Annotated in this window: 20 protein-coding genes and 1 pseudogene; 17 read left to right on the forward strand and 4 right to left on the reverse strand. The window is 37.8% G+C overall.

Going from position 1 to position 25,404, the window contains the following annotated elements; all coding sequences use genetic code 11:
* Window positions 1-25: 25 nt before the first annotated feature.
* The 10 genes and pseudogenes from panD (at window position 26) to CUB63_RS08185 (ending at window position 13,169) form a co-directional block, all read left to right on the forward strand.
* Window positions 26-406, forward strand: coding sequence for an aspartate 1-decarboxylase (gene panD, locus CUB63_RS08145; protein WP_036932765.1), 381 nt, complete (start codon window positions 26-28; stop codon window positions 404-406).
* A 225-nt stretch (window positions 407-631) separates the two neighbouring features.
* Entirely contained in the window at window positions 632-1,264 is a 633-nt protein-coding gene (locus CUB63_RS08150; protein WP_072063602.1) for a response regulator transcription factor, read from the forward strand.
* 1 nt (window position 1,265) lies between these two features.
* The gene (locus CUB63_RS08155) at window positions 1,266-2,822 is read left to right on the forward strand and encodes an MASE1 domain-containing sensor histidine kinase (protein WP_109847847.1); all 1,557 of its coding nucleotides are present in this window, start codon (window positions 1,266-1,268) and stop codon (window positions 2,820-2,822) included.
* 82 nt (window positions 2,823-2,904) lie between these two features.
* Window positions 2,905-4,242, forward strand: a pseudogene (gene uhpC, locus CUB63_RS08160) (MFS transporter family glucose-6-phosphate receptor UhpC).
* Between the two features lie 2 nt (window positions 4,243-4,244).
* Window positions 4,245-5,276: an ABC transporter substrate-binding protein gene (locus tag CUB63_RS08165; protein ID WP_006534965.1), complete on the forward strand. Its 1,032-nt coding sequence runs from the start codon at window positions 4,245-4,247 to the stop codon at window positions 5,274-5,276.
* Between the two features lie 73 nt (window positions 5,277-5,349).
* Window positions 5,350-7,428, forward strand: a complete 2,079-nt coding sequence (locus CUB63_RS08170) for an ABC transporter permease (RefSeq protein ID WP_109847848.1) — start codon at window positions 5,350-5,352, stop codon at window positions 7,426-7,428.
* Between the two features lie 15 nt (window positions 7,429-7,443).
* On the forward strand, window positions 7,444-8,484 hold the full coding sequence (gene fbpC / locus CUB63_RS08175) for a ferric ABC transporter ATP-binding protein (RefSeq protein WP_109847849.1): 1,041 nt from the start codon (window positions 7,444-7,446) through the stop codon (window positions 8,482-8,484).
* Between the two features lie 222 nt (window positions 8,485-8,706).
* Window positions 8,707-9,039 (forward strand): hypothetical protein, encoded by a 333-nt coding sequence (locus tag CUB63_RS17720; protein ID WP_232240056.1) that lies wholly within the window; start codon window positions 8,707-8,709, stop codon window positions 9,037-9,039.
* Window positions 9,002-10,789, forward strand: a complete 1,788-nt coding sequence (locus CUB63_RS08180) for a TonB-dependent receptor domain-containing protein (protein WP_232240057.1) — start codon at window positions 9,002-9,004, stop codon at window positions 10,787-10,789. Before CUB63_RS17720 ends, CUB63_RS08180 begins: the two co-directional genes overlap by 38 nt.
* Window positions 10,790-10,799: 10 nt before the next feature.
* Window positions 10,800-13,169: a TonB-dependent receptor domain-containing protein gene (locus CUB63_RS08185; RefSeq protein WP_109847907.1), complete on the forward strand. Its 2,370-nt coding sequence runs from the start codon at window positions 10,800-10,802 to the stop codon at window positions 13,167-13,169.
* A 240-nt stretch (window positions 13,170-13,409) separates the two neighbouring features.
* Here the strand turns inward: CUB63_RS08185 and CUB63_RS08190 are convergent, their stop codons facing one another.
* Both CUB63_RS08190 and dsdX read right to left on the reverse strand, forming a co-directional pair.
* Window positions 13,410-14,738, reverse strand: a complete 1,329-nt coding sequence (locus tag CUB63_RS08190) for a D-serine ammonia-lyase (RefSeq protein ID WP_109847850.1) — start codon at window positions 14,736-14,738, stop codon at window positions 13,410-13,412.
* A gap of 12 nt (window positions 14,739-14,750) precedes the next feature.
* On the reverse strand, window positions 14,751-16,088 hold the full coding sequence (dsdX, locus tag CUB63_RS08195; protein WP_072063609.1) for a D-serine transporter DsdX: 1,338 nt from the start codon (window positions 16,086-16,088) through the stop codon (window positions 14,751-14,753).
* Between the two features lie 223 nt (window positions 16,089-16,311).
* Here dsdX and dsdC point away from each other — a divergent pair, with 223 nt between their 5' ends.
* Window positions 16,312-17,256, forward strand: a complete 945-nt coding sequence (gene dsdC, locus CUB63_RS08200; protein ID WP_006534973.1) for a DNA-binding transcriptional regulator DsdC — start codon at window positions 16,312-16,314, stop codon at window positions 17,254-17,256.
* Window positions 17,257-17,485: 229 nt separating this feature from the next.
* On the opposite strand, the gene gss is transcribed toward dsdC, so the two are convergent.
* The gene (gss, locus tag CUB63_RS08205; protein WP_109847851.1) at window positions 17,486-19,363 is read right to left on the reverse strand and encodes a bifunctional glutathionylspermidine amidase/synthase; all 1,878 of its coding nucleotides are present in this window, start codon (window positions 19,361-19,363) and stop codon (window positions 17,486-17,488) included.
* 602 nt (window positions 19,364-19,965) lie between these two features.
* Here gss and CUB63_RS08210 point away from each other — a divergent pair.
* The 6 genes from CUB63_RS08210 to efeB all read left to right on the forward strand — a co-directional run bounded on the left by CUB63_RS08210 (window position 19,966) and on the right by efeB (window position 24,538).
* Window positions 19,966-20,253: a helix-turn-helix domain-containing protein gene (locus tag CUB63_RS08210; RefSeq protein WP_072063612.1), complete on the forward strand. Its 288-nt coding sequence runs from the start codon at window positions 19,966-19,968 to the stop codon at window positions 20,251-20,253.
* A 303-nt stretch (window positions 20,254-20,556) separates the two neighbouring features.
* On the forward strand, window positions 20,557-21,114 hold the full coding sequence (locus CUB63_RS08215; protein WP_006534977.1) for an iron transporter: 558 nt from the start codon (window positions 20,557-20,559) through the stop codon (window positions 21,112-21,114).
* A gap of 69 nt (window positions 21,115-21,183) precedes the next feature.
* Window positions 21,184-21,531 (forward strand): cupredoxin domain-containing protein, encoded by a 348-nt coding sequence (locus CUB63_RS08220; protein ID WP_072063614.1) that lies wholly within the window; start codon window positions 21,184-21,186, stop codon window positions 21,529-21,531.
* 2 nt (window positions 21,532-21,533) lie between these two features.
* A complete protein-coding gene (locus tag CUB63_RS08225) occupies window positions 21,534-22,370 on the forward strand; it encodes an FTR1 family iron permease (RefSeq protein ID WP_006534979.1) in 837 nt (278 codons plus the stop codon).
* Entirely contained in the window at window positions 22,360-23,283 is a 924-nt protein-coding gene (locus CUB63_RS08230) for an EfeM/EfeO family lipoprotein (protein WP_109847852.1), read from the forward strand. The genes CUB63_RS08225 and CUB63_RS08230 overlap by 11 nt, the downstream gene beginning before the upstream one ends.
* Window positions 23,273-24,538, forward strand: a complete 1,266-nt coding sequence (efeB, locus tag CUB63_RS08235; RefSeq protein ID WP_170110788.1) for an iron uptake transporter deferrochelatase/peroxidase subunit — start codon at window positions 23,273-23,275, stop codon at window positions 24,536-24,538. Before CUB63_RS08230 ends, efeB begins: the two co-directional genes overlap by 11 nt.
* 64 nt (window positions 24,539-24,602) lie before the next feature.
* Here the strand turns inward: efeB and CUB63_RS08240 are convergent, their stop codons facing one another.
* Complete coding sequence (locus CUB63_RS08240; protein ID WP_109399257.1) at window positions 24,603-25,292, reverse strand: IclR family transcriptional regulator; 690 nt, start codon at window positions 25,290-25,292, stop codon at window positions 24,603-24,605.
* Window positions 25,293-25,404: the final 112 nt, after the last annotated feature.

The following is a 25,404-nucleotide window of genomic DNA, read 5'->3' on the forward strand; positions in this document are numbered from 1 at the left end:
TATTCGAAAAATAGGAAACACAACAATGCTACGCACTATGTTACAAGGCAAACTTCATCGCGTAAAAGTCACACAAGCCGATCTTCATTATGAAGGCTCTTGCGCGATTGATCAGGATTTTATGGATGCCGCTGGTATTCTTGAAAATGAAGCGATTGATATTTATAACGTAGATAATGGTGAACGCTTTTCAACTTATGCCATTTGTGCGGAAAGAGGCTCACGAATTATTTCAGTCAATGGCGCCGCTGCGCGTAAAGCCGCCGTTGGCGATCGCTTAATTATTTGCTCTTATGTGCAAATTCCTGATAGTGATGCGCGTAGCCATAAACCCAACATCGCCTATTTTGAAGACAACAATGAAATGAAGCGCATAGCCAAAGCCGTGCCAGTTCAAGTTGCTTAATTAATAAAATATTACCTACTTCCCATAGGCAGAGGTTCCCTGCTTATGGGAAATAAGAACAATAAATAACCTATTGGTATTATTGGTTTGTCATGACCCACCTTGATAAAACGAGATATAAGATTCAAAACCGAGTTTCTTCTCCATTTTTCCTCGCTTATCTTCCTGTAGCTTGTTATAAATCAGATAAGTATTATCTGACTACTCTCTGACTAATAAAAAATTATGATAAAAGTTGCTTTAGTAGATGATCACATTGTTGTGCGTTCTGGTTTTGCACAACTGTTAATGCTAGAACCCGATATTCACATTGTGGGTGAGTATTCTAATGGGCAAGAAGCATGGCCTTATTTAGCACATGATGATATTGATGTTGCCGTTATGGATCTCTCTATGCCCGGTGAAAGCGGTCTACAACTCCAAAACCGCTTAAAACAAAAGCGCCCTGATTTTCGAACTATTATTTTAAGTATCTATGACACCCCTGCTTTTGTTCAAAGTGCACTAGACTCTGGCGCACGAGGTTATTTAACCAAACGTTGTGGCCCTGAAGAGTTAGTACAAGCCGTGCGCGCGGTACATCAAGGTGGCTGTTATCTTTGTTCTGATGCGATGAAAGCATTGCGACATACCCCTGAAAAAGAAGATGCATTACATTCTTTAACTCCTCGTGAAAGAGAAATTTTTAATCTTTTAATTCAAGGTGTTAATGTCAAAACAATTGCAGTACAACTTAATCTTAGCCATAAAACCGTACACGTTCATCGAGCCAATGTACTCGGTAAATTAGGCTGTGAAACAACCATCGATTTAGTTCATTTCGCCCTAAAAAATCAGTTGATCACAGGATCGTTGTAACATGAAAAGGGGACTGCGTTTTCTTCTTCAATCCCTCTTTTTATTACTCACCTATTCTTTACTTTGGCTATCACTTTGGGTGATTGGTTTCTATTTAAGTAAAAATGGGCAACAAGCTGCCCTTTTCTTACCTCAAGGTCTGCGATTAGCCCTAATCATTTTACTTTGGCGTCGCTTTTGGCTACCGATGTTATTTGCAGAATGGGGGCTTTATTACTGGCTAACGCAAGAGCAGTTAATTACCCATGCTATTATTTATCTTTCTCCATTATTAAGCCTAATTATCGCCTTAGAAGTGCAACGTATTTGGTGGCGGTATCCTCTCTACTGGCAACGCTTAACCCTATTAATTGGCGCTGTTGGCTTTAATAGCCTGCTACAAGCCTTTATTCTTGGCTTTTTTATTAATACCACCAGCGGAATTTTTCTGACCTCAGTCACAGGTGGCATATTACTCGCGCCTTTTGTTTTTTTACTTTATGAATATCTTCGTGAATTACAAAGTCGAGCGTTAATCTCTGTTGGAACACCTGATCCGCCATTAAGAACTTCCTTGCTAATGTGGGGATTTCTATTTTGTCTTATCGGATTAAGCGCTCAGGTTTTCTTAACCCCCGAAATAGAGCGCTTATTAGTTATTCTCGTTTTTATTCCTAATGTCTTTATGGCCTACCGTTATGGCTGGCAAGGTGGTGTATTATCGGCATTACTCGGAAGCTTAATTATTACCTTTGCCCGCCAAGTAAACGGCGCATTTAATGACTTGCGTGAATTAGAAATGTTCTTAACCACACAAGCTATTATTGGTATTGGTTTAGGAATAGCGATAAGTCGTCAACAGCAATTAGCCCATAATTTACGTCATTATCGACTACGCCTAGAGCAAGAACTTCAAGCCAGACGTGAATTAATGGAGCAATTGGTTCATACCGAAGAAGATGTGAAAAAAGCCATTGCTCGCGAATTACATGATGAAATTGGACAAAATATTACCGCAATCCAAATTCAATCGATGCTAATTAAAAGAACCGCAGATAACGACAAAACACGCCAAACCGGAGAGCAAATTGAACGGCTCGCGCTACAAATTCATCAATCTACACGTCAACTGCTACGACAATTGCGCCCACCTGTTTTAGACGAAATGTCGCTTGAAAAAGCCCTTCATCATTTAATCAATGAATTTGCCTTCAATGACAATGGCATCACCTGTAATTTTAATTATTCATTAGATAAAGAGCCTGAAAACGAAACCATAATTTTTACCCTCTATCGTTTAGTACAAGAGTTATTAAATAATATTAGTAAACATGCCAACGCAACCTATATTGAAGTTTCGTTAACCCAAAACAAAAACCGTCTACGGCTGATCATTAGCGATAATGGTATTGGTATGCTCCCCACATCATTATCAACACAACAAAGTGGCGGTTTTGGATTACGAGGCATTGAAGAACGCATTCGCGCTTTAGGCGGAGAATGGGAAGTGATAAATCATCACGGCACGAAAATAATTGTTAACTTACCCACAAATTCAAAAGAAAACAGTGAAAACTAAGAATAAGTCTTAGTCATCTACAACCTTATCTCATTCTTTTTCTCGACATTTTTTTTACATTTGCAACATCAAAGAGGATGTTATGTCAGGTAAAAATTCGGCATCAATAAATAAGACCTATAACTTTTGGCGCAAAAACTTAATGCTGTCGATGATTATCGGTTATGCCACTTTCTATCTCACACGTAAAAGCGTCAACTTTGTGATGCCCGTTATGCAAATTGAATTGAGTTTAGATAAAGGAGATATCGGTTGGATAGCCAGCCTTTTTTATCTCACTTACGGTTTATCTAAATTTATTTCCGGTATTTTCCATGATAAATGGGGATATCGCTGGTTTATGGGTGTGGGATTAGTGATGACTGGCGTTATGAATATTATTTTTGCCTATTGTCTCTCTTTTCCAGCACTGCTTTTGGTCTGGGCACTAAATGGTTTCTTTCAAGGCTTTGGCTGGCCTCCTTGTGCAAGGTTGTTAACACACTGGTATTCACGCAATGAACGCGGTTTCTGGTGGGGATTATGGAATATCTCAATCAACCTTGGCGGGATGAGTCTTCCCATTTTAACTGCGTGGCTAGCGACGCATTATAGTTGGCAAGTCGCACTGCTTATTCCCGGTATTATCGGCATCATCATCGGGCTGTAGTTGTGTGTACGATTAAAAGGAACTCCCGCAGAAGAAGGGCTTCCTACTGTGGGTGTGTGGCGGCGAGATGTTTTTGAATTACGTCAAGAGCAAGCCTCTCCCCCTAAACCTATGCTAACTATTTTGAAAGAGAGCATTTTATTTAACCGAATGATTTGGTTACTAGGTTTTTCCTATATTTTGGTTTATCTCATACGTATGGCAATTAACGATTGGGGAAATATCTGGTTATCAGAAACACATGGCGCCAACTTATTGAGTGCTAACGCCATTCTCTCTTTATTTGAAGTGGGTGGCTTACTCGGGGCGTTATGTTCAGGCTGGGGCTCGGATTTATTATTCCGTGGCCAACGAGCACCAATGATATTGCTGTTTTCACTCGGGCTTTTTACCGCAGTAGCAGCGCTTTGGTTAATTCCAATTCATCATTATGCGTTACTCGCAGCCTGTTTTTTTAGTATCGGTTTTTTCGTGTTCGGACCACAGATGTTAATCGGGCTTGCTGCAACAGAATATTGTCATAAAAACGCAGCAGGCACGGTAACTGGCTACTTGGGATTGTATGCCTACTTAGGGGCAGCAATGGCAGGTTGGCCATTAAGTCAGGTCATGGCGCATTATGGTTGGACTGGGATGTTTGCATTATTAACCAGTGCTGCGGCCTTAATGGGACTCTTACTAATGCCATTGTTGATTGCTGATGTTAGCAAACAAGAGCATTTAGTTGGCCCACTTTCATTTTCCGATGACGACACATTTAAAAGGTTCTGAACATGAAATTGAAAACCCTCTCTACACTTGTTGCTGCTGGTCTGGCTCTGTCTGCTGTTAGCTTATCAACAAATGCGGCTGGTCGCTTAGTGGTTTACTGTAGTGCGACAAATGCAATGTGTGAAGCTGAAACAAAAGCCTTTGCCGAAAAGTATGATGTTAAAACCACCTTCGTTCGTAATGGTTCAGGAAGTACTTTAGCCAAAATCGAAGCTGAAAAACGCAATCCACAAGCTGATGTTTGGTATGGTGGTACAATGGATCCCCACTCACAAGCAGGTGAAATGGATCTACTAGAACCTTATGTTTCTCCTAATCTCGATCAAATCATGCCACAATTCCGTGATCCCGCTAAACGTAAAGGTAACTACTCTTCTGCGGTCTATGTCGGTATCTTAGGCTTCGGCGTCAATAAAGATCGCTTAAAAGAAAAAGGAATTGCTATTCCAACTTGTTGGAAAGATTTAATCAAACCTGAATATAAAGGTGAAATTCAAATCGCCGATCCACAAAGTTCAGGAACCGCTTATACCGCACTGGCAACCTTCGACCAGTTATGGGGTACTGAACAAGCCTTTGATTATCTGAAGAAAATCAATACTAATATCTCTCAATACACCAAATCAGGTATTGCCCCAGCGCGAAACGCCGCTCGTGGTGAAGCAGCCATTGGTATTGGTTTCTTACATGATTACTCATTAGAAGTTGAAAATGGTGCACCGCTTGAATTGATTTCACCTTGTGAAGGTACAGGCTATGAAATCGGTGGTGTCAGTATCATTAAAAATGCCCGTAATATGGATAACGCAAAATTATTCGTAGATTGGACACTCTCAAAAGAAGCGCAAGAAATTAGCTGGAAAGAAGGTAAATCTTACCAAATCCTAACAAATACCTCAGCAGAGTCTTCACCAATGGCACTGAAATTATCTGACTTAAAACTCATTAACTACGACATGGATAAATATGGCGATAGTGATGTGCGTAAAGAGTTGATTAATAAGTGGGTAACCGAAGTAAAAATGGGTAAATAGATCATCAACAGAGCGAGATAATCTCTCGCTCTCTTTTCACATAATAATAAATACATTTACTTTCGGGGGATTTATGTCTCACACACTCGCTTTACCTGAAAAAAAGAGGCGGGATCCCATATTTTTATGGATCCTAATTGCATGGATGGCATTTGCTTTATTGCCATCATGGAGCCTTGATTACGGTCTTTTAGATTCAACAGCAGATGAATTACTCACCTCTTACGGTTGGAGTAGCGTCAATATCAGTTGGCTCTGGTTTTTATTACCAAGTTTACTGCTCTTTCGTTCATTTAACGAACCTAAGCGTGAAAATCGTTCTCGCCACTATTTTGATGCAAGTTTTGCCTTACTTTGTGCGGTTATTACGATAGTTAGTGCAACGCTTGAAGGACGAGGTTTAGGTTACTCTGCGATCATCCTCTTTATTGCTCTGGGAATGATCATGAAAACCGCCTTAACACGCTTGGAATGGCTTGGTGGTGATAGCTTTGTTATTGGCTCTTTGATAGCCGTTGTTGCACTGATTGGTGCCTTTATTATCTTTCCTAGCATCGCTATTTTTATTCCGATGTTTAAAGATAGTGCTGGCAATTTTGCCCCTTTTGAGTTTATCGCTATTTTAAGTCAAGCTCATATTGTGCAAGTGATGCTCAATTCTATTGCGCTTTCTATTGCAGTAGGGATAGGTTGTACTTTCTTTGGTTTAATTCTAGCAATTTATACCTCTCGTATTGCGGTGCGCTCAGCCATTATTGGTCGCGTATTTTCTATCTTACCCATTGTAACACCTCCTTTTGTTGTTGGTTTAGGCGTCACACTTATGATGGGGCGCTCTGGTTATGTGACAGAGTTTCTTGCCACTTATGCAGGGCTTGAAAATACCAACTGGTTATATGGCTTTACTGGAATTTGGTTAGCGCAAGTGCTCGCCTTTACGCCTATGTCATTTATGATTTTAGACGGTGCCATTAAAACCATTCACCCTTCATTAGAAGAAGCGTCTTACACCTTAAGAGCTAACCGTTATCAAACTTTCTTTAACGTCTTTATGCCGTTACTTAAGCCGGCGTTAGCCAATGCGTTTTTAATTGTGATTGTGCAATCTCTTGCTGACTTTAGTAACCCATTGGTTTTAGGGGGCAACTTTGACGTTATCGCCACACAAATTTACTTCTATATCACCGGCTCTCAACTGGATTATCAATCTGCCAGTACATTAGGGGCGTCACTGTTAGTTTTCTCACTATTAGTGTTCTGTGTGCAGTATATGTGGATTGGTAAACGCTCTTACGTCACCGTATCAGGGAAATCCTATCGTGGTGATGTTCAACCTTTGCCATCGTCGCTAATTGCATTTGTGACAACAGTTTTAGCTATTTGGGTTGTCTTTAATATCTTGCTCTATGGCAGTATTTTCTATGGTAGCTTCACCGTTAACTGGGGAGTTGATTACACCTTAACGCTGGATAACTTTATCAAGTTATTTGGTCAAGGAATGAGTGATGGTGCATGGCCGTCGTTATTAGATACCTTGTTATATGCAGGTATTGCAGCACCGATTACCGCTATTCTCGGACTATTAATTGCCTATATCGTCGTGCGCCAAGACTTTAAAGGTAAGAAAAGTATTGAGTTCACAACAATGCTCTGTTTTGCTGTCCCGGGAACTGTTGCCGGTGTCTCTTATATTCTTGCGTTTAACGACTCACCGTTCCATTTAACGGGAACAGCGGCAATTGTCATTATCTCAATGACGATGCGTAACGTGCCTGTGGGAATACGTGCGGGTATTGCGGGATTAGGGCAAATTGATAAATCGCTTGATGAAGCTTCTCTAAGCTTAAGAGCAAATTCAATGAGAACGATTTTCTATGTGCTATTACCGTTATTACGCCCTGCTATTTTATCTGCGCTGATTTATAGCTTTGTGCGTGCGATTACCACAGTCAGCGCCATCGTCTTCCTTGTTACGCCTGATACACGTGTTGCAACTGCTTATATTTTAAACCGTGTTGAAGATGGAGAATACGGTGTCGCAATTGCCTATGGCTCGATTTTAATCGTCGTCATGTTGGCAATTATTTTCTTATTTGACTATTTGATTGGCGAAGCCCGTGTTTCACGCTCTAAAGCCAAAAATGCACAGTAATACGGAGTATAAATCATGACACAACGACATTTCGTTGAACTGAAAAATGTCATTAAGCGTTTTGGCACTAACACGGTTATTGAAGATCTCAGTTTATCTATTCCACAAGGCAAAATGGTTTCATTATTAGGCCCTTCAGGTTGCGGTAAAACAACCGTTTTACGTTTAGTTGCTGGGTTAGAAAAACCAACAGAAGGTAAGATCTTTATTGATGGTGAAGATGTCACTGAACGCTCAATTCAACAACGTGATATCTGTATGGTGTTTCAGTCTTATGCCCTTTTCCCTCATATGTCATTAGGGGAAAACATTGGCTATGGCTTAAAAATGCTTGGGCGTCCTAAAGCAGAAATTAAACAACGTGTTTCTGAAGCTTTAGCGCTGGTGGACTTAGCGGGCTTTGAAGATCGTTTTGTTGACCAAATATCAGGGGGACAACAGCAACGGGTTGCCTTAGCACGCGCCTTAATTTTAAAACCTAAAGTACTGCTTTTTGATGAGCCACTCAGTAACCTTGATGCTAATTTACGTCGTAGCATGAGAGAAAAAATTCGTGAATTACAACAACAGTTTAATATCACTTCTCTTTACGTAACCCATGACCAAAGTGAAGCATTTGCGGTTTCTGATATGGTATTGGTGATGAATAAAGGCAAGATAATGCAATTAGGTTCACCGCAAACGCTTTATCGCCAACCAGCTTCTGAATTTATGGCCAGCTTTATGGGAGATGCAAACTTATTCCCAGCCACATTAGGCCCTGATTATGTTGATATTTTCCAATATCGTCTACCAAAGCCAGATACATTTAACACCACTAAAACAGACGTTAGAGTTGGAGTTAGACCAGAAGCTATCACCTTATCTCAACAAGGCGATGCCTGTCAGCAATGCAAAATCGTCCATGTCGCTTATATGGGTCCTCAGTATGAGGTAACCGTGGAATGGCAAAATCAGACTTTGCTATTACAAGTCAATGCCACACAGCTTCAACCAAATGTCGGTGATAGCTATTATCTGCAAATTCATCCTTATGGCATGTTTATTTTAGAATAAATAGTTTTACCCTATTTTCTCATTTATCTTCAAGGCGTCGTTATGACGCCTTTTTCACACCCTCATTTTTCATCTTCTCAATTTATTTTTTATTAAATTACATACAGTTATAGGTTTTTTATTATTTTTAAAAAATCATTACTTGCTAATGATAATTATACTTACTTACAATACTTTTTAAAACGTTACATTATAACATTACTTAAAAGGAGGGTGAACGGTATGAAGAAATCCATTTTTAGTTATACAACGCTTTTTATTTCAATAAGTTACTCTTTGTTTGCAAATGCAAGCTCTGCAATAAAATCAAAAGAAAATCAGACTAATGAGGTATTAAAAGTCTATTCAACACCTTTACATACGCCACAAGAAAAAATGGCAATACCTGTTGCAGTTTTGACACAAGAAGAGCTACGCGCTAATCGTAGTGCCTCAATTGCTGAAACATTGACATCTCTACCCGGTTTTCATGCCAGTTTTTTTTGGTGGCGGTTCGGTACATCCGGTTATTCGGGGAATGTCTGGAAATCGAGTCAAGGTATTACACAGTGGTAGTGATCTTATGGATGTCTCGTCGATTGGTGCAGATCATGCAATCACCAGTGAACCCTTTTTAAGCCAGCGTATTGAAGTATTAAAAGGCCCTGCAACATTACTTTATGGAGGGGGGACAATAGGTGGTGCAATTAACATTATTGATAGCAAGATTCCTATGTCAGTGCCTAAAAAAGGCTACGAAGGCGAATTACAGTATCAATACGATTCCGTTTCTAAGAGAAATACAGGATCAATCGGATTAACATTAGGAGAAGATAATTTAGCTCTGCACCTTGAAGGGACTAAACGTTATCAAAGCGATTACAAACAGCCAGCACCTTTGCATCAAGGAGAACCTAGCCGTTTAGCCGGATCTTATCAAGATAACCAATCGGCAAATATCGGTGCATCTTGGATCTTAGATGATGGCTATATTGGAATTGGCTATGGTGAACAACATCGCCGATATGGATTACCCGGGCATACGCATTTTCATGATCATGAAGAGGAATACCATCATCATACCCCAATTCGCCCTCCGTTAATCGGCCATCATCATCATAATCACAATCATGAATACCCTGATGAACAACATCAACATGGTATTCCTTATATTGTTATGGATAGCAAACGATGGGATCTTCGTGGTGAAAAAAACAATCCATTTACTGGTATTGAATCAATACGTTTCAGTGCGGCCAGAACCGATTATCATCATGATGAAAAAGAAGGAAATGAAGTCAGTACCTCATTTAAAAACAAAGGCGATGAATTAAGACTGACATTTACACATCAACCTATTTGGGGTTGGCATGGTGTTATTGGCGGGCAATTTAATCAGCGTGATTTTAGTGCTCAAGGAGAAGAAGCTTATGTACCGTCAACAAAAACAAAAAATCACTCACTCTTTTTATTAGAAGAATACCAATTAGGTGATTTTCGCTATGAATTAGGATTTCGCCAAGAGTGGCAATCACTGTTAAATAGAGAAACTCAAAAAAATAATAAGCAGAGTGCATCTTCTATTTCTGCTGGATTAGCATGGAATTTTACACAAGACTATTTTTTAAATTTATCACTCTCACACACGAAAAGATTACCTGTTGCAGAAGAGCTTTACGCGAATGGTGTTCATGCTGCAAGTCGAACTATTGAAAAAGGCGATCCTAATTTAACCGCAGAGGCTGCAAATAATATTGATATTGGAATAACTAAAGTAACAGGTGATATTCAATTCAATATAAGTGCCTATTATAACCGTATTAATAATTATATTTACGGTCAGTTTACGGGGACTGAATTAAATAATGGCTATCGTTCATTACAATATGTTCAAAATGATGCACAGTTTAAAGGTATAGAAGGAAATATTGATTATTACTATAACCAAGATAGCTTAATTGGTATTTCTGGTGATTATGTTAGAGCAAATTTACTACACAATAAGGGAAATATACCAAGAATACCGGCTTATCGTTTAAGTACTTATATTAAACATAGTTTTACAGAAAACGTAATTGGACAAATCCGCATTGATCATTTTGGAAAACAGAATAAAACAGCAGACTATGAAACATCCACAGAGGCTTATAACACAGTTAGTTTAGGTAGTGAATATATTGGTTATTTAGATAACACAGATTATACCTTATACGCCAAGATTAATAATATCTTTGATGCAAAAGGGAAAGACAGCACCTCTTATATTAAAGATGAAATGTATTTACCTGGTCGTAATATTATCTTAGGCGCTACTCTTACATTCTAATATGAATATCATGAAAAAAAGTAAACTCTCTATTATTTTACTTATACTTTTGTCGTCTCCTTTATATGGAAAAGAGAATAATCAAGATAAAAGCCAAGAAAAAGAAACATCAAACGATGTTATTACTGTTAAAGCAACATCAATAAAAAACAAAGAGACATTCTCCTCTTTATTACTCAATAATCGAGAAGAGATAAAAGGAAAACAACTTGAACAAATAAAAACAAATACGATTGGTAATACCGTTGCAAAAGTTGCTGGTGTACAAACCGAAGGCTTTGGCCCTAATGCTGCAAGACCTGTTATTCGAAGTTTATCAGGAAATCGTGTAGGCATTTTAGTCAATAATCTACCAATTAATGATGTTTCATTTATTAGTGGAAATATGCCGATCCCCATTGATATGAATAGAATTAATGAAATATCGATTAGCAAAAACTCTGAAGCGCTCTTTTATGGTGGTAGTACAAGCGGTGGCGCTATTCATTTGTGGGATGACCGAATAATGACACAGCTACCTGAAAAAGCGATTTCAGGTGCCGTGACTTTTAATGGAAGTACCAATAACGGTAATGGAGGTTCTGCAAATATTAAGTTCAGCGATGAAGAAAACTGGATTTTTAATATTTCAGGTGCCACTAAACGCGTCTCTCGATATAAAATTCCAACACGCTCTAAAGTGGGGGCTTGTTATAGCTATCAACAACTAAAAGACCATTTTGCATTACGTGATCAATGCCAAGTGGATATGAAAGTGTTTACTAGCCGTAATCCTGAAGCTTATCCTTACATTAGTGAGTTTTGGAAAAAATATCAGGTTGAATATGAGCTAAGTGAAGATGAAAAATATACCTTTAAAGATAAAGACTATTTTTTAGGTATTGGCTATGTTGATAACGAACCCAATTCACAATATAAACCGGGTAGTCCCACATCGATTGAACATGTGACTCCACCTAAACATTATGTTGAAAATAATAATAAAGAGATCCCAAATAGCTTTTTAAAAAGCCAAAGTGGCAATGCATCTCTTTCTTATATTAGAGATGAAGGCTATATAGGTTTATCTGTTACTGATTTTCAGACTTCTTACGGTGTACCGGGTTATGCTTATCTCACCACAAAAACAAGTCGAGAAATGTATAAGCCTGTTTCGGTTTCAAATCATAATCGGCGAATAGATATACAAGGAAAACATTATCACTTAACACCTTTTTTAAGAGACAGCGCTTTTTATTACTCTTATTCTGAATCGAAAGATGAAGAATTAGTGGGACAAATTGCATCATCCGTATTTGAGACCAAAAATCACCAATTAGCATTAGAAACGGCACATGCTCCACTCTTTAATCGGTTAAACGGTGCTATTGGCGTTAACGGTAATTATCGTGATCTGAAAACGTCTGGTTATGATGCTTATTTACCCAGTGTATTAACCAAAGAGTACGGAATATATTGGGTTGAATCGCTAAATTTATCTCCTTTTGAGCTCACTGCTGGATATCGTAAAGGTTACACTCAACATAATCTCAATATTCCAGCGAATTATAATCGTGGTAGAGGGCAAGGTTCTAATTTACAAAGCCGTCATTTTGATACAAGTGCAAATACACTCACCCTATCTTTTACACCAATTGATGAATGGACATTAAAACTACAACAAAATATTTCTTATCGAGCACCAGAAATTAATGAACTTTATACACATGGCCCTCATTATGCTTATTTAATTGAAGAACAAGGAAACAGTAAATTTAATACCGAAAAAAGCAAAAGTATTGAATTATCATCTGTTATTGAGATTGGCAATTTCTCTAATAAGATTAATTTGTATAAAACAGACTACAGTGATTTTAAATTTAGGCGATTAACGGGGATCAGTCGTGGTGGTGTTACCGTTATGGAGTGGGATGAAACTGATCTCGAAACAAAAGGATTAGAATACGAATTTAAGTATTTATATGAAATGCCTCACGATCATAATCTTACATTTACACTATTCGGGGATTTTGTCGAAAATAAAAGTAAAAGAAAGTTATTTATTGCAGGTAATTATTTACCAAACTTACCTAATGAAAAACATGGTATTGGCATTAATTATCAGCATGGCGAATTAACAGCATTTAGTCGCGCAACTTACTATAAAAAACAGAAAGAGAGTGGTGGATTAATGTATGGTGGAGATATTACCTTTCCTTCCTATACTTTAGTCGATGCCGGTATTGGTAAAAAATATCATCTTGATAAGTTAGATGTCTCCGTTGATTTTATGATTAATAATCTCACTAATACTGAAGCAAGGCCTGCATCTTCTCAATTAAAATATTTAGCCCCATTACCGGGTCGAAACTATGGGGTAAATGTTAAAATTGATTTTTAATATATTATGATTTAGCAAGATATAAAGTAACGAGGCACCCAATGGGTGCCTCTTTTTTATAATAATACTACGACATTTTCCCCTGGTGTGACATCCTGGTGTGAATGTTTGATGTAACACTTGGTGTAACACATTGCTACGCTATTATTGTTTTAGATAACAATTCAAAATACTGGCACGACTCCCTTTATTTTTTAATTTAATAAGCGATCAAAAAAACTAACCCCCCCGCTCTACACTCTATTTTCCTTGAGCGAGATATTTTTGCATTTCATCCTCAGGAACCATACCACCACCCGTCGCCCATACTAAATGTGTGGCATTTTGCATTTTTTGGCTATCTAGTGATAAACCTTGCAGATAATCTTTAGCTTGAGTGACATGTACAGCTCCCACCATTCCTGCTAAAGCCGAAGGTTCTAACTTAATTTCTTCTTCTTTATTTAATAAACTAAGTAAGTCATAAAGCTCTTGATTATCAATAGTGTAATAACCATCAATTAAGCGCTCCATTGCTCGACCAACAAAGCCTGATGCGCGGCCAACAGCCAGACCATCAGCGGCAGTGACGTTATCGATACCAATCTCTTGTACAGAGATACCTTCATGTAATTGGGTATAAACGCCCAATAACATACAAGGTGAATGTGTTGGCTCAGCAAATAAACAGTGCACTGCATCACCAAATGCCAGTTTTAACCCAAAAGCAACACCACCAGGACCACCACCAACACCACAAGGTAAATAAACAAACAGAGGATGTTCACTATCAACACGAACACCTTGTTCTTCAAATTGGCGTTTTAAACGTAATCCCGCTACCGCATAACCCAAAAACAATGTTTTTGAGTTTTCATCATCAATAAAGAAACAGTTAGGATCTTTCTCAGCTTCTTTACGACCTTCTTCTACCGCAATGCTGTAATCTTGTTTATATTCAACAACATTAACGCCATGAGAACGTAATTTATCTTTCTTCCACTGACGTGCATCGGCAGACATATGCACACTTACACTAAAGCCTAATTTCGCACTCATGATCCCAATAGACATACCTAAGTTGCCTGTTGAGCCTACCGCGATACTGTATTGGCTAAAGAATTTACGGAATTCATCAGAGAATAATTTTTCATAATTATCATCTGTACTCAGTAATCCCGCGTTGATTGCCAATTTCTCAGCGTGCGTTAATACTTCATAAATCCCACCACGCGCTTTAATTGAACCTGAAATAGGTAGATGGCTATCCTTTTTCAAACGCAATTGACCGCTAATGGATGTGTTATAGCGCTTTTCAAGAGCAACTTTCATCTTAGGAATATCAATCACTTCAGATTCGATAATCCCTTGAGTCACCGCCGTTTCTGGAAATGCTTTAGCTAAATAAGGTGCAAAACGTTGTAACCGTGCTTGTGCGTCAATTACATCATCTTGCGTTAAACCAACATATGGAAGTCCCTGGTCAGTGGTGGTCACGTTTGGGTTAAACCAAACCACTTCTTTTAAGTCCACTAAGTCACGCACTAGTGGAAAATGACTGATTAATTTATTTATATCTATATGGTTCATAGTCGTTCTCTTTTATATGACAAAAGAAAGCATAAATGTACCGCCTAATGCGACAAAGGAGGCAATAAAGGTCGCGACACTGTAAAAACGAAAAGTTTCACTTAAAGTTGCATTACAATACTGTTTCACTAACCAAAACAGTGAGTCTGTGACGATGGTACAACCAATAGCACCTGAACCAATTGCTAATGTAATAATTTCAGGGCTAATGTCTGGGTATAAAGGCATTAATGGCGCAACAATTGCAGTAGCCCCCATCATTGCAACCGTTGCAGAACCTACTGCAGCATGAAGGATAATGGCAACTAACCAAGCCAATAAAATAGGATGCATATCTAAATTAGAAAGAATTAACGCTAAAGATTCACTTAAACCACTTCCTTTTAAAATGCCATTAAAAGCGCCACCCGCACCAATAATTAATAAAATGTTGGCAATAGAGCTAAAGCTATCTTCTGTTTTCTTCAATAAAGTATTCATGCCCATATTACGGCGAATACCTAATACATAATAAGCAACAAAGGCAGCAATAAACATCGCAGTAATTGGATTACCAATAAACTGTAATGCGGTATAAACCGATGTGCCTTTAGTCATATTTAATTCTGCAGCTGTTTTTATCAGCATCAGAAAAATTGGCAATAATACTGTAAAGAGAGTGGCACCGAGCGAAGGCAAATCTTTTTCTTCACGAATTTCCATGTCAGAAAATTCTTCAGGTACAGTTTTAAATGGTAAGCGCTCGCCTAACATTTTTAAGAATAAAGGCCCTCCCACTAAAGATGCGACTAAACCAACAGCAAGACCCGCAACAATAACAGTTCCCATATCTGCCCCTAATTCATTAGTCACGAATAGTGCAGCAGGGTGAGGAGGAACAATACAGTGAACAGCCATTAATGCTGTACATAATGGAATAGCTAATTTTAATAATGAAGTATTTGTTTTTTTCGCAATTGAGAAAGCAAGAGGAATAAGTAATACCACACCCACTTCAACAAAGAGTGTAATACCACAAATAAGACCAACTAATACCATAATAACGTCTGGAGATAGCCAACGACATTTTTGTAATGTAATACCGATGCGTTCTGCTGCACCTGATATTTCCATCATCTTACCAAGAATGGTTCCTAAACCGATAATTGCTGCTAAAAATCCTAACGTACCGCCAATGCCGTTTTCAATCGCATTTACCATTTCTAAAGGATTCATCTTCATTGCCGTACCCACGAAGAAGCTTGCCAATAGTAAGGCTAAAAACGGATGAAACTTAAATTTTATTATAGTAAAAACAATGAGCAAAATACTAATTATAAGGGTACCCAGCACCCATAACGTTGAGTCCATACATCCATCCCAAATATTTTATTTATTGTTATTCATATTGAATATTAATCATTAAGCACTTACAAATGATGAAAAATCACACTAAGATGAACTCAATTAATTCAAATAAGTGATATAAAGCACAAATAATTACATTTTGATAAGTAGTAGCATGATATTTTATCTTAACATTAGCTTGATTATTAACTTACGTTACTATTAATAACAAAACGAGAATAAAAGAATGTTTGAATCTTCTAGCGTGATTTTAAGAAATAAACGATTATCCAGTTATCAATTAGCAAGACTTCACACTTTTGAAGCAACAGGTCGCCACCTTTCATTCGCTTTAGCGGCAGAAGAACTGTCATTAACTCCCAGCGCCATTAGCCACCGTATTAATACATTAGAAGAAGAGCTGGGCATTAAGCTGTTTAACCGCTTTCATCGCCGAATAGAGTTAACAGAAGAAGGTGAACGAATTTATTGGGCACTTAAAAAAACGCTAGAAGATATTAACCAAGAAATTTTAGATATTCATAACCAAGAAGTTTCAGGCGTTCTCACTGTTTATTCTCGACCTTCTATTGCCCAATGTTGGTTAGTTCCTCGTATTTCAGATTTTACTGAGCGTTATCCATCTATTGAATTAAATCTGTTTACAGGAAATGATGATATTAACTTTCGAGGTTATGGTATTGATCTCGCAATCTATTTTGATGATAAGCAACTGCAAAACCTTTATTGTGAAGATTTAATCTCAGAATCTATTATTCCTGTATGTAGTCCTAAATATGCGAAAAAACATGAGCTTATTGGCAATATTCATCATCTTTCTAATTGTACTTTGCTACATGATAGGCAAGCTTGGAGCAATAACTCTGATTTCGATGAATGGCGAGCTTGGGGTGAATATATGGGGATTTCACTTTTTCCTAATCGTAGCAATATCTGTTTTGACCGCTCTGATCTTGCTGTTATTGCTGCGGTTAACCACTCAGGAGTGGCAATGGGAAGAAAGCGTTTAGTGCAAAAACAACTGGCTAATAAAGAATTAATTATCCCTTTTGATAATAGTGAGCTTTTTTGTGCTCAGCGTTATTACCTTGTCACTCGAAATGAAAAGAATAATGCTAAAGTACAGCTTTTCATTCAGTGGCTAAAAAAACAAATCAAGGAAAATATGTAATTTTTTAAGGAAAATCCGATGAAAGAAATGATATTCACAACACAACAACTTATTGCAATTTCCGTATAAATCCACTCATCAAATTCAAACGTTGAAAGCGATGCTAATAACTCACTAACTGTTTGAATTTTTGTGTCATTTTATTTCCCACCAAGAGTACTAGTTATTCTTAAAATAAACCCGCCAATTAGGCGGGCTTATTATTTCTTAATTCTAAACGTCTATGATCTTATTTAGCTAAAAAGTGTTTATCTTCAATCACAATTAAAGGTTCAATATCACTCTCTTTTTTAATCACTAGCGTTGGATCTGAACGTAAACAACAACCGCCATAATGCCCACCCACTGTGAAAGTACAAACTTGGATATAACGATTTGCTACTTTTGGTAAACACCATAATTCTTGGTAAATATTTTCTTGGTGATCAAATTGACCATAAGTTTCATCTAACACATTCTCTTTATGATCGACTAAACCAATGTTACTACCACAACGCCCCGCTATCGGTTTAATAGCATAACCACTTTGTTCAAGACGAGGGGTTACAGTGAAATCAGTGTCTAACAAATAAGGGTTATCAGGGAACAATTGCCATAAGATAGGTAAAATTGCTTTATTACTTGGAATAAGTGTCCAAAGAGGTTCAAAAACGGTAATTTCAGGACGTAAAAGTACATCAACCAAGCGAACTTCACCTTCAGGATGTCCTGTACGAATAGGGATCAGCGCTTGTTGCTCACTCTCTTCTCTTAGTTGCTCTAACGCAGTTTCCCAAGCCCATGTTTTCCATACACATTCAACAATGCGCTTATCTGCATCAATCAATTGACCACGGCTATTCCAATGAAGCTCATCCAATCCACGTAGAATTTTACTGTGATAACCTGCTTGGGTCAGTGATTGTTGCATAAAGAGAGCGTGATAATCTTCTTCACTATCATCATCTTGAAGAATATGCACAAAAGGTTTTGCATCACAGTGTTTCCAAGCATCCGCTAATGCATCAAGTAAGCGTTCTCCAGGGTTAAAGCCCTCTTTAATTCCACCTTTCTGCGCCCATTTCTCAATGATTAAGCCCGCTTCGGTATGACAAGAGGCTGAGTCGGCATTATATTCATAAACTTTGACTCCTCGCTCATCCATACAAAAATCTAATCGTCCCGTGATCATTTGATGGCGCCTGTTTTGCCATGACAAACGAATACGAGGCCACAGCACTTCAGGGATATCGAATAAACGCAGCAACTTATCGTCTTTCAACACTTTTTCAGTTGCATGCAAATACATCAAATGCATTTCATTACTTGCGCGAATAAGCTCCTGTTCTGCACTTTCTGAAATGGTGAAATATTCATAGCTATTTTGATTGATAATATGACCGTGCTGAGCTAGAACATAGGCTTTTTCCAGAGGTGAGCTTTCATCTAGCCACTTCCCATCGAATTGGCCTTTATTATCAAGCTTTGCAGCATGAATATTTAACAGCTCAGGCATGATTTTAGGTTGAGGAAGGCTATAAACATTAGGCTCTGTTTGGATCATCCAACCTAAAAGAGTTGTATTATCAAAGGTATCTTGAATAAAGTAGCCATTATCCGTCACTTTAAGAGGTAATTCCCTAGTCCACTGTTGCCCCATAGGTAATTTAGTGTGGATAACATTTTGTTCCGCAATACGAACTTTATCTTCAAGCACTTCAGTAATAACAGCAACATGCCCTGTTACTTTAAACTCACCACCTTCGTGCCAAATTAGCAAAGCGCCCACAGCTGGAGGTTGTTTGCTACCATTTTCAAAGGCTTGTAATGGTAATATATCATCGTCTATGGTTTTACGTAAAAAACGCAATGAGAAGATCTCATAAGCCATTCCCACATCAGTAAATACAGCACCGTAATGCAGATAAAGAAAACGACGAGCAAACTCAACACACTGCCACTTGTGCCCCATATATTCATTACCAATATAACTACGGAATGAATCATTAGCAGCATAGTCTTCTTTATCAATACTGCTGTAATCTGAAGAGTAAATCGCGACACCACCGGGCGCATAACCTAGTAATGTTCCAAATGGTTCATGACGAATGACATCTTTTACATTCATAATCTCGACCTTGACGATAAATAAATAATTACCCTGCAACACTTATAATCTTGCCTAAGTATTATAGTTAACAATCTTAACGCCGTAGCCTATTAGATGTGAATGTAATTTTATAAAAGTCAATAAAGTGAAGAGAGTCGTTTAAATTTAACACGAGTTTAAGAAAAGAAATCTTACTGATATAAAAAAAAACTCAAAAATAACCCATTATAAAAATACATAAAAGGTATTTTCGAGTATAAACACAGTCAAAGAGGGTTTTGTCTTTTTTGTTATAGCCTCATTATTTACTCTTTATTAATCATAAATGCGAGCACAAATAATAAATAAAATGGTGTTTAGGCAATATATAGCACTGTTTATCAAAATTTTCTCGATTATCCTGCTAGAAAAAGGAAGGATATCAAAATAGTTTAATAAAAATTAATATCATCTTATAGCCTGACGGGTATAAATAATTCATCCCATTAACCGATAACACTATAGAATGGATTTTACTCATTAAAGCCGGAGTGCTTGTTTACTTTGAAGATCCATCCCAGAAACTTGATATTCGAATTATTGAATATTATTGGTGGTTGATAGGAAGAATGAGGTCACTAATGTCAAAGATTTATCCCATTTCTCAAATTATTGGGCATAAAATTCGTAAGCAACGCCAGCAACTTCGCTTATCAGCAAAGGTTGTCGCTGAACGAGTTGGTATTAGCCAACAACAATTTTCACGTTATGAGAATGGGCTATGTAAAATTGATGTTGATATGCTCTTTCATATTGCACAAGAGCTAAAAGTCACGCCTGCATTTTTCCTACCGCCAAATGAAGAGCAAGTTTCTGCTGTGGCACTGACACAGTCCAAACAGTTTTGGAGTGCTCAAAGTCAAATTTAATATTCTTAGTATGGAAATCTTCTGTCTTATCATTTCATTAAGGTAAATAGGATTTCCATATATCATTCTTAATTGAATGATTTTATGGGATATTATCATCTGAAGCGATTAATTCCATTTATATATTTCCTTCAAAACAACAAATTTTTTTCTTTTATAAAAGAAAATGTTATCACTATTTTTACTCACTTTCCGACCAACTTAAGCGATATTTTTCGTATAAATTATCTCCCATTTCTAATACAAATCATGCTAACCTTAACAAGAATAATAACAATTATCATTCAATAATAGAGGTTAAACATGAAATATCGCTATGCACTCTCTCTCACTGCTTTCTCATTTCTTTCTGCGTCCGCTTTAGCTGTTGAATATCCAGTTGGTCATCCTATTATTAAAAATGGTATGGAAATTCAAGGAGTTTATCTCCAACCTATCACCATGGATGTTGAAGAAGGCCATCATGCGATGAATCACTTGGCTGCTGATAAGGCAGATATCCATTTAGAAGCCGATATTCATGCCACAGAAGATAATCCGAATGGATTTGCTGAAGGCGATTGGATCCCGTACCTCACCATTGAATACACCGTAACAAAATCCGATGCACCTGCGAAAAAACAGCAAGGTACATTTATGGCGATGGTTGCCAACGATGGTCCTCACTATGGTGAAAACCTGAAGCTGGATGGAAATGGTCAATATAATGTGACCTATAAGATTTACCCACCTTCATACAACAAAGATATCGTTTTTGGTCGCCATATCGATAAAGAAACGGGTGTTGCACCTTGGTTTGAACCCTTTGAAGTGTCATGGGATTTCACCTATAGCGGTACTGGCCGTAAAGGTAGTTACTAATTAGCTTGATAACGGATAAATCCAACCATTTGGATTTATCCTTTTTCTCTTTTTTTAAGTGAAACGCTGATGATCAAAATTCTCTCTAGATACACATTATTGCTACTGTTAATGGTGACATCCTCTGTTTTGGCAGCAGAGAAATACACCGTTGAATTAGAAATGAAAGATGGTGAACTTATTCCTCAAGTGCTCGAAGTACCCGCTAAAACCCCCATTAGAATAAAAATTCGTAATACAGGCACCAGCCCTGTTGAATTTGAAAGTACACAGTTGCGTAAAGAAAAAGTATTAGCACCGGGCGCAAATTCTGTCGTTGTCATCGCACCGCTAAAACCGGGTCGTTACACCTTCTTTGATGATTTTCACCTTTCTCATCCTCAAGGTGAAATTGTTGCAACTGAAAAGGCAGAGTAAATATGGGACAAGTTCTGTTTGTTGTTTGGCGAGAAAGTTTTGAGGCGCTATTAGTAGTAGGCATTATTTATGCGTGGATAAAACGCTCACCTGCACCACAACAAGGTATGAAATATTTATGGGGTGGCGTGGTATTTGGGTTATTTCTTGCCATTATTCTAGCGCTAAGTATATATGGCGTATTTAGCTCACTTGAAGATATATGGCAATCTCTATTTATGATCGCAATGGAGATCATCGCTTGTGTACTTATTGTACAGATGGTTTATTGGATGAATGGGCAAGGAAAATCATTAAAAGCAAATATAGAAAATGAACTCACCCAAAAAACACAGCAACAAAGTGCATGGGGTATTTTACTGATTATTGCTATTGCAATTGCCAGAGAAGGCAGTGAAGTTGTTGTCTTCCTCTCTAGCCATATTATGGCTCTCAATGCACAAACAGCACTGCCTTTCTTTATCGAAGTCTTTATTGGTTTACTTGTCGCAGCATTCACTCTATGGCTATTTTTACTGACATCAAAAGTTATTTCATGGCGCTATTTCTTTACCGTAACAGGATTTTTACTGCTATTCCTTGCCGTTTCTTTGCTATTAAAAGCCGTAGAAGAAATTGTAAATTTACTCATTGAAATAGATTTCGAATTACCTGATTTCTTTATTTACCCACTTTGGGATATTAGCCATATTCTGGATGATTCCAGTGTCTTTGGTAATTTTTTGGTCTCGTTTTTTGCTTATCGCTCTCAACCCATTGGTTTAAGCGTGGTGACATTTATTGTGTTTTGGGTGGTTGTTGCACTGTTATTTAAGCGAGGTGCTCGCCATGCTAAATAATGCAAAATCGAAAAGTAAAAATATCATAGCTTCTCTATTTATCTTGTTATTTTCTTTTCCCGTTTATGCCGAGAAAATTATTCAAGGTATTATTCAAGATAGCGAGACTATCGTTATTGCCAAAGGGGATATTCCTACCCCTGAAAAATTTAAAACTGATATTTTAAAGTACCGAGAAAAGGCCGTTGAGCAATTAACGCTAGTTGAAAAATCACTCGATAAATTAATCGAATATAGTGAAAAAAATCAGCTTATGAATGCTCAAAATGCTTATCAACAAGCACATTATCACTATGAAGTTATTCGCCCAATTATTGCGCTTTTTGGATCAAGCGAACGTTTATTAAATAACCGAGCTGATTTCTTTCTTGAAAGAGAAAACTCACCTCGTTTTTCAGGGTTTCATTTAGTTGAATATCAACTCTTTAAATTAAAAGATACGCAAAAAGCGACAGAGTCCGCAAAAGTACTATTAAGAGGTATTAGTGATCTAAAAAAACGTTTAGCTATTGAAGATATCCCCATTCCCAAATTAGTCCAATCGGCGGGTGATTGCTTAGAATTGATTTTAATTGACAAACTTGCGGGTATTGAAAATCAATATTCAAACAGCGATCTGGGTGATGCTTATGCCAATTTATCTGGATCACGCTTAATCGTAGCGATCTTATCTAATCATATTCCCCCTACTGAATATCAACGGCTTATCAAACAATATGACGATATTGGTGCTCTGCTTTTAAAATATCAGCGTGATGAAGGTTTATTCCAACCTTTAAGTGCCGTTCCTGAAACAGAAAAAAGCTGGCTTTTCTCTCAAGTAACACAATTAGCAGAGCAAGTGGCAAACTTACGTGCCACCCTCGATATTGATGTTTACTATCACTATAAAGAAGCAAGTGATGAAAAATAAAACTCTCTTTAAACCATTATTAAAAAGTCCTGTGAACCTCGATAAACGTACAACGTTAAAGTGGTTAGGTGGGAGCTTATTACTCGCCAGTATAGGGGTTAATGCACAACAAAAACAATGTGCTTCATCGGTGCCCCGTTATCAACGTACGATTGCTTATTTAGGTAAACACCAAGCAGGAGTTATTACTCCAGAACAAAAACACGCCTCATTTATTGCTCTTAATCTAACAGTCACTACTGTTGATGAAGTGAAAAATATATTCGCAACTCTGACACAACGAATTGCGTTTTTAACACAATCTCGTGAACTAGAGCAGAGAGCAAACCCACATCTTCCTCCTGCTGAATCAGGTATTTTAGGAACACAATTATACCCCGATGAATTAACCGTCACTGTCGCGTTAGGTGATAGTTTTTTTGATAATCGTTTTGGTTTCCAGCCTAAAAAACCCAAACGCTTAGAGCCTATGAAACCCTTTCCTAATGACCGATTAGATCCAAAATGGTGTGGTGGCGATGTTCTACTCCAGTTTTGTGCTAATAGCCAAGAAAGCGTCATTTATGCGTTAAGAGATATTTTAAAATATCTTTCTGGTCAAGTTTATGCGATATGGAAAATTGATGGTTTTCTTCCTGCTCGCGATATTGATAATCACCAAACACCGATTAACCTTTTTGGTTTTAAAGATGGTTCAGGCAACGCGCCTTCATCTGATAATAGCCTGATGAACGCGCTAGTCTGGATCACGGAAGAACAAAAAGAGCCACAATGGTGTTTAGGCGGAAGCTATCAAGCAGTGCGTCTTATTCGGTTTGCATTGGAATTTTGGGATAGAACACCGCTTGAAGATCAAGAGAATAACTTTGGTCGTCATCGATCAACGGGTGCCCCAATAGGTATGAAGCAAGAGATGGACGATCCACAGTTTGAAAAAGATCCCCATGGCGACCGAGTGCTGTTTGATTCTCATATGCGAAGAGCCGAACCAAGAAATCCAGAGCGTTACAGTGCAAAACTACGCCGACGCAGTTACAGCTATTCATTAGGTTTAACACCTTCAGGCCAACTAGATATGGGACTTATTTTTATCTCATTTCAAAATAACCTTAAAAAAGGCTTTATTGATACCCAAAAACGCTTAGACGGTGAACCATTAGAGCGCTATATCAAACCTTTCGGTGGTGGTTATTACTTCGTATTACCCGGTATATCTCAAGAAGGTGACATTCTAGCAAAAGGACTATTCGATTAATCAACACTCGATTTTAGGCACTTGGCATTGAATGCCAAAGTGCCTAAATAAGTTTTTTAGCAAATTAACGGCAGAAATGCGCCATTTTTGCTTTTAATGCATCACCTAACTCCATTTGCCTTTCAGGTTCAATAAATCCCATCGTCAATGCAGCCGCCACCATTTCCCCTTTTTTATTCAGTACAGGACATGAAATAGATTGTGCGCCAGGAATGCCTTCTGCTGGCTCATGACGAATAGCAAAACCTTGTTGGCGAATAGCATTTCGCTGCTTTTGTGATAACTCTGCTTCAATCAGTAAATCACTAAAGGTGGCAAAAACAGCCCCCGCGGCACTGACTTTATGAGGAACCGGCGTATCTGGTAAAAAATCGATATCCACATGTTTAAAACTGCGATTATATCGTGTTAAAAAAAGCTGGTTACCTTGTGCAATCACCAATCCTGTGGACATATTATGTTCATCTCTAAACTCACATAATAATTGATTAATTTCATCTATAATGGATTGCGGTTTTGGTGTCGCCTGAGCTAATAAAAGAATTTTACTCCCCAAGCAATACTGACTTCCGCCACTCTCTTGATACAACATTTCTGAGCGACAAAGTGAGACTAAATACTTATGTAAGCGACTTTTTGAAAGCGAACAGGCTTTTGCAATATCTGACGATCGGGCAATACCTCCATTCGAAGCAATAAATTCAAGAATGGTAATAGCGATATCAACCGAGTTAACTCCTTGAGAATTCTGCATTTATTTTTCCCACACCTATCCGTTGTTTACTTTGTTTTATGACGATATCCCATTATTCTTTTTTTGTCATTTTTACTAGTTTATTTCACTAAAACCTCATTTTTAATATGAC

It is taken from the genome of Proteus penneri, from assembly GCF_003144535.1.
Taxonomy (GTDB): Bacteria; Pseudomonadota; Gammaproteobacteria; order Enterobacterales; family Enterobacteriaceae; genus Proteus; species Proteus penneri.

Bases quoted from the DNA above. Each gene is read 5' to 3' on its own strand.
- panD (WP_036932765.1), top strand. From the start codon at position 26: ATGCTACGCACTATGTTACAAGGCAAACTTCATCGCGTAAAAGTCACA.
- CUB63_RS08180 (WP_232240057.1), top strand. From the start codon at position 9,002: ATGTCTGGAAATCGAGTCAAGGTATTACACAGTGGTAGTGATCTTATG.
- CUB63_RS08230 (WP_109847852.1), top strand. From the start codon at position 22,360: ATGCTAAATAATGCAAAATCGAAAAGTAAAAATATCATAGCTTCTCTA.
- gss (WP_109847851.1), bottom strand. From the start codon at position 19,363: ATGAATGTAAAAGATGTCATTCGTCATGAACCATTTGGAACATTACTA.
- CUB63_RS08155 (WP_109847847.1), top strand. From the start codon at position 1,266: ATGAAAAGGGGACTGCGTTTTCTTCTTCAATCCCTCTTTTTATTACTC.
- CUB63_RS08215 (WP_006534977.1), top strand. From the start codon at position 20,557: ATGAAATATCGCTATGCACTCTCTCTCACTGCTTTCTCATTTCTTTCT.
- CUB63_RS08150 (WP_072063602.1), top strand. From the start codon at position 632: ATGATAAAAGTTGCTTTAGTAGATGATCACATTGTTGTGCGTTCTGGT.
- CUB63_RS08165 (WP_006534965.1), top strand. From the start codon at position 4,245: ATGAAATTGAAAACCCTCTCTACACTTGTTGCTGCTGGTCTGGCTCTG.
- CUB63_RS17720 (WP_232240056.1), top strand. From the start codon at position 8,707: ATGAAGAAATCCATTTTTAGTTATACAACGCTTTTTATTTCAATAAGT.
- CUB63_RS08170 (WP_109847848.1), top strand. From the start codon at position 5,350: ATGTCTCACACACTCGCTTTACCTGAAAAAAAGAGGCGGGATCCCATA.
- CUB63_RS08220 (WP_072063614.1), top strand. From the start codon at position 21,184: ATGATCAAAATTCTCTCTAGATACACATTATTGCTACTGTTAATGGTG.
- CUB63_RS08240 (WP_109399257.1), bottom strand. From the start codon at position 25,292: ATGCAGAATTCTCAAGGAGTTAACTCGGTTGATATCGCTATTACCATT.
- CUB63_RS08190 (WP_109847850.1), bottom strand. From the start codon at position 14,738: ATGAACCATATAGATATAAATAAATTAATCAGTCATTTTCCACTAGTG.
- CUB63_RS08210 (WP_072063612.1), top strand. From the start codon at position 19,966: ATGTCAAAGATTTATCCCATTTCTCAAATTATTGGGCATAAAATTCGT.
- efeB (WP_170110788.1), top strand. From the start codon at position 23,273: ATGAAAAATAAAACTCTCTTTAAACCATTATTAAAAAGTCCTGTGAAC.
- dsdC (WP_006534973.1), top strand. From the start codon at position 16,312: ATGTTTGAATCTTCTAGCGTGATTTTAAGAAATAAACGATTATCCAGT.
- fbpC (WP_109847849.1), top strand. From the start codon at position 7,444: ATGACACAACGACATTTCGTTGAACTGAAAAATGTCATTAAGCGTTTT.
- CUB63_RS08225 (WP_006534979.1), top strand. From the start codon at position 21,534: ATGGGACAAGTTCTGTTTGTTGTTTGGCGAGAAAGTTTTGAGGCGCTA.
- dsdX (WP_072063609.1), bottom strand. From the start codon at position 16,088: ATGGACTCAACGTTATGGGTGCTGGGTACCCTTATAATTAGTATTTTG.
- CUB63_RS08185 (WP_109847907.1), top strand. From the start codon at position 10,800: ATGAAAAAAAGTAAACTCTCTATTATTTTACTTATACTTTTGTCGTCT.